The sequence below is a fragment of the Magnetococcales bacterium genome, assembly GCA_015232395.1.
Lineage (GTDB): Bacteria > Pseudomonadota > Magnetococcia > Magnetococcales > JADFZT01 > JADFZT01.
Map to the genome: position 1 here is coordinate 1 of JADFZT010000142.1, position 5658 is coordinate 5658.

The 5658-nt window shown below is 57.7% G+C and carries 7 protein-coding genes; 5 read left to right on the top strand and 2 right to left on the bottom strand.

Features of this window, described 5'->3' with window-relative positions; all coding sequences use genetic code 11:
- Positions 1-102: 102 nt before the first annotated feature.
- From dnaK to grpE, 3 genes are all read left to right on the top strand, one after another.
- Complete coding sequence (dnaK, locus tag HQL52_19785) at positions 103-2025, top strand: molecular chaperone DnaK (protein ID MBF0371684.1); 1923 nt, start codon at positions 103-105, stop codon at positions 2023-2025.
- Between the two features lie 78 nt (positions 2026-2103).
- Positions 2104-2337: a zinc ribbon domain-containing protein gene (locus HQL52_19790; protein ID MBF0371685.1), complete on the top strand. Its 234-nt coding sequence runs from the start codon at positions 2104-2106 to the stop codon at positions 2335-2337.
- A gap of 10 nt (positions 2338-2347) precedes the next feature.
- Complete coding sequence (gene grpE, locus HQL52_19795) at positions 2348-2998, top strand: nucleotide exchange factor GrpE (protein ID MBF0371686.1); 651 nt, start codon at positions 2348-2350, stop codon at positions 2996-2998.
- 59 nt (positions 2999-3057) lie between these two features.
- Here the strand turns inward: grpE and HQL52_19800 are convergent, their stop codons facing one another.
- Both HQL52_19800 and HQL52_19805 read right to left on the bottom strand, forming a co-directional pair.
- On the bottom strand, positions 3058-4017 hold the full coding sequence (locus HQL52_19800) for a J domain-containing protein (GenBank protein MBF0371687.1): 960 nt from the start codon (positions 4015-4017) through the stop codon (positions 3058-3060).
- Between the two features lie 42 nt (positions 4018-4059).
- Positions 4060-4599 carry an Hsp20/alpha crystallin family protein gene (locus tag HQL52_19805; GenBank protein ID MBF0371688.1) on the bottom strand — a complete coding sequence of 180 codons (540 nt, stop codon included), beginning with the start codon at positions 4597-4599 and terminating at the stop codon, positions 4060-4062.
- Between the two features lie 390 nt (positions 4600-4989).
- Here HQL52_19805 and HQL52_19810 point away from each other — a divergent pair, with 390 nt between their 5' ends.
- Both HQL52_19810 and HQL52_19815 read left to right on the top strand, forming a co-directional pair.
- Entirely contained in the window at positions 4990-5298 is a 309-nt protein-coding gene (locus HQL52_19810) for a transposase (GenBank protein ID MBF0371689.1), read from the top strand.
- A 38-nt stretch (positions 5299-5336) separates the two neighbouring features.
- Positions 5337-5600, top strand: a complete 264-nt coding sequence (locus HQL52_19815) for a hypothetical protein (GenBank protein MBF0371690.1) — start codon at positions 5337-5339, stop codon at positions 5598-5600.
- Positions 5601-5658 lie beyond the last annotated feature (58 nt).

Below are 5658 nucleotides of genomic sequence, written 5' to 3' on the forward strand. Positions count from 1 at the left end.
CTTCCGAAGCCCTGCAATTGCTGTTTGAAGGTCAGCGGCCCTCCTTCATGCAGTCTAACGAAGCTGAATAGTTACAACAAAAGAAGACTAAGGAGGCTCAAAATGGGCAAAGTGATCGGCATCGACCTGGGAACCACCAACTCCTGCGTGGCGGTCATCGACGGCGGCGATCCCAAGGTGATCGAAAACAGCGAAGGCGCGCGTACCACCCCTTCTTTCGTGGCTTTCGCCAATGGCGGAGAGCGTCTCGTGGGACAGGCGGCCAAACGGCAGGCGGTGACCAACCCGGCCAACACCCTGTTCGCCATCAAGCGGCTCATCGGACGCCGCTTCGACGACCCCATGACCAAAAAAGACCTGGATCTGGTCCCCTACAGGATCGTCAAGGCCGACAATGGCGATGCCTGGGTGGAAGTGGAGGGTAAAAAGACCAGTCCATCCGAGGTTTCGGCCATGATTCTCGGCAAGATGAAACAGACTGCGGAGGATCACCTGGGCGAAAAGGTTACCGATGCGGTGATTACCGTTCCGGCCTACTTCAACGATGCCCAGCGGCAGGCCACCAAGGATGCTGGTAAAATTGCGGGCTTGAACGTCCTGCGTATCATCAACGAGCCGACGGCGGCCTCCCTGGCCTACGGCCTGGACAAAAAGGGCGGTCAGACCATCGCCGTCTATGATCTGGGCGGCGGCACCTTCGACGTCTCCATCCTGGAGATCGGCGACGGTGTATTCGAGGTGAAAGCCACCAACGGCGACACCTTCCTGGGCGGCGAGGATTTCGACAAGGCGATCATCGATCATCTGGCCGAAGCCTTCCAGAAGGAGAATGGCATTGACCTGCGCAAGGATACCATGGCCCTGCAGCGTCTCAAGGAGGCGGCGGAGAAGGCCAAGATTGAGCTGTCCAACAGCACCCAGACCGATGTCAACCTCCCCTTCATCACCGCCGACGCCAGCGGCCCGAAACATCTCAACGTCAATCTGACCCGGGCCAAGCTGGAGTCCCTGGTGGATGGATTGATTCGCCGTACCTTGGAGCCGTGCCGGACAGCATTGAAAGACGCCGGCGTCTCCACCTCCCAAGTGGACGAGGTGGTGCTGGTGGGTGGCATGACCCGCATGCCCAAGGTGCAGCAGTTGGTGACGGAATTCTTCGGCAAGGAGCCTCACAAGGGGGTTAATCCGGACGAAGTGGTGGCTATCGGCGCGGCGATCCAGGGCGGCGTCTTGAAGGGCGACGTCAAGGACGTTCTGCTCTTGGACGTGACGCCATTGTCACTCGGCATCGAAACCATGGGGCAGGTGTTCACCAAGCTGATCGACAAGAACACCACCATCCCGACCAAGAAGTCTCAGGTCTTCTCTACCGCCGTGGACAACCAGCCCGCCGTAACGGTGCGGGTGGCCCAGGGCGAGCGGGAAATGTTCGCCGACAACAAACTGCTGGGTCAGTTCAACCTGGAGGGCATCGCCCCGGCCCCGCGCGGCATGCCGCAGATCGAGGTGACCTTCGATATCGACGCCAACGGCCTGGTACAGGTTTCCGCCAAGGATATGGGGACCGGCAAGGAGCAATCCATCAGCATCACCGCCTCCGGCGGCCTGACCGAAGCGGAAATTGACAAGATGGTGCGTGACGCCGAGGCCAATGTGGACGCGGACTCCAGAAAGCGCAGGCTCATCGACGCCCGCAACCAAGCCGACTCACTGGTCTATACCACCGAGAAAACGCTCAAGGAGAACGGCGACAAGGTGGACGAGGCGACGAAAAAGGCCATCGAGACCGCCCTTGAAGAACTCAAGGGGGTCATGAACAGCGACAGTGCCGAGGCCATTGATGCGAAAATTCAAGCCTTGATGGAGGCTTCCATGAAGCTGGGCGAGGCGATCTACAAGGATTCCTCCGCCGCCAACAACGGATCGTGCACAACCGGATCCTGCTCTACCGGGAGCAGCAACGACGACGCGGTGGAGGCCGAGTACGAGGAGGTCAAGCCCGATTCCGGAGCCAAGGCTGCCTGATGGTTCATGAATGATGCAAAAATCTTCCCCCTTCCCGCTCCATCGGGAAGGGGGAAATTGTTTGAGGAGGAGTTTCCCATGCCCCTTTACGACTACAAATGCGACGCCTGTGGCGCAGGGTTTGAGAAAGAGCATCCCATGTCTGCGCCTCCCCTGAGCGAATGCCCGGAGTGCGGCGGGAGCAACGTCCGAAAGATCTTTTCCACCGGCGGACTGGTGGGATTCAACAAGCTCGGACAATCAAACCAGTCCCCGCCGCCGAGCTGTTCCCCTGCCGGCGGATGCGCCACCGGGGCTTGTCCACTCAACTAAAGGAGCCGGGATGATGGAACAACCGACTGACGCCATGGCGGAGGAGTCCGCCCAGTCCACTGAGGACCATCCCTCCCGGGAAAATCCTCACGTGGAGGAGACTGGCTCCGTCAAGCCCGAAGATGAAACCAAAGCGGCGGAGAATGACGAACCGGAGCAGAGCCCGGAAGAGCGGATCAAGGCCCTGGAGGAGGAGTTGGAACAGGAAAAGGAGCGATCCGAAGGAAACCGGAACGACTACCTTCGTGCGATGGCAGACATGGACAACCTGCGCAAGCGTACTGAGCGGGAGAAGGAAAACGCCCGGAAATTCGCACTGGAGGGGTTCTCGCGGGATCTGCTTACCCTGGCCGACAACGTAGACAGGGCCCTGACGGCCATTCGTTCAAACATGGAAGGAGAGGAGGAGCTTGCGCCTCTGATAAAATCACTGGCGGAAGGGGCGGAGATGATCGAGGGGGAATTGCAGCGGACCTTCGCCAAACATGGCATCGAAAAGATTGAGGCGGCTGGGAAGCCGTTCGATGCCAACCTGCACCAGGCCATGACCCAGGTAGAGACGGAGGAGGCGGAATCAGGGAGTGTGGTTCAGGAACTCCAGACGGGCTATCTGCTCAATGGACGGCTGCTCCGTCCGTCCCTGGTGAACGTTGCCCAATAAAAAAAGCCCCCGCTTCCGGAAGAGAATGCGGGGGCTTTCGTTTTTCAGCGATCCAGACTTCAGTGGATCAAACCGGCCCTGGGATCAAAGGGCATCTCCTGTTCCATCTTTCGGTAGAAATCCTTCTGGGACTCCGTCTTTGGCGTGGGTACGACCACGTTCAGGATGACGTATTGCGCTCCAACGGGCGATCCCGGCAAACCCCGACCTTTCAGGGCCAGTTTCTTGCCGGATTGGCTCCCTTCCGGAATTTTCAAACGAACCGAACCACCCAGAGTCGGGACCGTCACCGTGGCTCCGAGGGCTGCTTCCCAAGGCGTGATGGGCAGTTCCAGATGGATGTCTTTTCCTTCCACGCGGAACCGTCGGTTCGGCAAAATCCGGATCTGAAGGAACAGATCTTCCATGGAAGCGGCGCCGTTGCCTCGTTTGGCGCCCAGGTGGATTGTTTGGCCGTCGGTGACGCCCGCCGGGATGGAAACCTGGATGCGTTTGTTTCCGCCCCCTGGGGAATGGACTTCAAAGCGCCGTTTGCATCCGGCAAACGCCTCTTCCAGGGACACTTCCACCTCGTGGGCGGGAGGCTGTTGGCTGAACCCATTGGAGAATACCGACCCACCGGCGGCGCCATTGCCCGGAAAACCTGAGAACCAGGCGCCGGAACCACTGCCACGTTCACGTTCACCAAAGAGGCTGTTGAACAACTCTTCCAGATCGATGGGCGAGCCACCCTGCTGAAACCGGAATCCGGATGCGTTCTCATATCCCGGCTGGCCGGGAAAAGAACCGCCGTTTTTCCAGTAGTCATAGAGCTGATCGTACTCGGTCCGTTTCTTTGCGTCTCCCAACACCTCGTAGGCCTCGGAGATCTCCTTGAAACGGGCTTCGCTGCCCTCAGTCTTGTTGACGTCCGGATGATACTCCCGGGCGAGTTTGCGGAATACACGCTTGATCTCGCCGGGGCTGGCGGACTTGTCAACACCCAGAGCCTTGTAGAAATCCTTGAATTCAGCGCCCATGGCGCTCTCCTGTATAGGTCCCGTGGTTAAAACCGACGGGGATCATTTTCTGAATAGACCGAATAACGACTCCTTGGCCTTGTTCCACCAGCTGCCAGCCTTGTCCCGCCACGCTTTGGCCGGAGATTCCAGGGGTTTCAGCGTCAACTCATAGGATCTGTTGATCTCGATCTGGCGGGGACGGGCCTCGTCACTTTTGGGAATGGTGACCGTCAGGACGCCATTTCTGGTGGAGGCATAGGCCTTGTCCACCATCAATCCATCCGGCAGATGGAAAGTCCGCAGAAAGGATCCGGATTCCCACGTCATGCTCCGGTAGGGATTCTTTTCCCGATGGTGGTAGATCCGGGTTCCGCGAATCGTAAGACTGCCTGGCTCGACGGTGACCTTCAGATCCTTCGGATCGATGCCGGGAACATCCGCTGTGAACGTCACCTGATCCGCGCTTTCCGCCACATCGGTCCTGACGGCCCAATGATTCGAGGGCTGCGGCAGGTTGGACGAACGGGACAACGCGTCCCAAACCGGATTCACCAGACCGGCTCCACACCCGGCAAGAGAGCCACGAGACAGATAAAACATGTTTCCCTCCTTTTCCGAATACGAGATATGAAAGACGCAGACGCTGCGCCGAATGATTCTGACCTTGAGATAGGGATTCGGAAGGGGATTTCAAGATGGTGTGGCTCCCGAAAACCTTGCCCGCAATGAAATGTCAGGCTTTTTTTGTTCCTCACTCTGTGTTTGAAATGGGTGTAATGATCTCCATTAATCCTCAGGAAATGGAAAAAGGAAATCCATGTTGCCTCCTCCCCCCAGATTCGAAACAATACTCCCATCTGGGCTGCTGCCGGTCCTGAGACGTCAAGGATGACGCCCCGTTCCGCCGGTTCCTGCGTTCATTTGTTTTGGTCCGCCTGGAATTGATCGTGGTAAAAGTGTGTCAAGCATGATCAACCCAGGAGGTGACACATGAGCAAGAAGAGACGGCAGTACAGTTACGAGGAAAAGGCCATCATTCTGAAGCGGCGCTTGGTGGAACGAGAAGAGCTCTCGGACCTGTGTGATGAGACCGGCTGCCAGCCGAGCATGTTTTACCGTTGGCAGCGCGCCCTCTTCGAACATGCTCCCATGGCGCTGCAAGGTGGACGTGATCGTGACCGGCGGCGCGATCAGGAACGAATTCGTGAACTCGAAGCCAAATTGACCGTGAAGAGCGAGGTCCTGTCCGAGTTGATGGAGGAGCATGTCGCGTTAAAAAAAGCGCTTGGGGCTCGCTGACCGGGCAGTGGGCGCCACCGGACATCCGGGATGAAGTGGTGGATTTTGCCAACCGCTGGCATGAGAAGACGGAAATCACTTTGACCGTTTTGATCGGCTGGGTGGAGATTTCACGCAGCAAATTCCACTATTGGCGTCAGCGTTACGGGCAGGAGAACAACCATAACGGTCGGATTCCCCGTGGTTTTTGGCTGGAGGATTGGGAACGTCAAGCGATCATTGCCTTTTTCCATGAGCATCCCTTGAAGGGCTATCGCCGCCTGACCTACATGATGATGGATGCTGTAATAGACAAGACTTAATCTGACATTCGTGGTAGGATGGATCATCACCAACGAGGAGGATGTCAGAGATGAACAC

Excerpts from the sequence above, each read along its gene's own strand:
- dnaK (MBF0371684.1), top strand. The coding sequence starts at position 103 with ATGGGCAAAGTGATCGGCATCGACCTGGGAACCACCAACTCCTGCGTG.
- HQL52_19790 (MBF0371685.1), top strand. The coding sequence starts at position 2,104 with ATGCCCCTTTACGACTACAAATGCGACGCCTGTGGCGCAGGGTTTGAG.
- grpE (MBF0371686.1), top strand. The coding sequence starts at position 2,348 with ATGATGGAACAACCGACTGACGCCATGGCGGAGGAGTCCGCCCAGTCC.
- HQL52_19800 (MBF0371687.1), bottom strand. The coding sequence starts at position 4,017 with ATGGGCGCTGAATTCAAGGATTTCTACAAGGCTCTGGGTGTTGACAAG.
- HQL52_19805 (MBF0371688.1), bottom strand. The coding sequence starts at position 4,599 with ATGTTTTATCTGTCTCGTGGCTCTCTTGCCGGGTGTGGAGCCGGTCTG.
- HQL52_19810 (MBF0371689.1), top strand. The coding sequence starts at position 4,990 with ATGAGCAAGAAGAGACGGCAGTACAGTTACGAGGAAAAGGCCATCATT.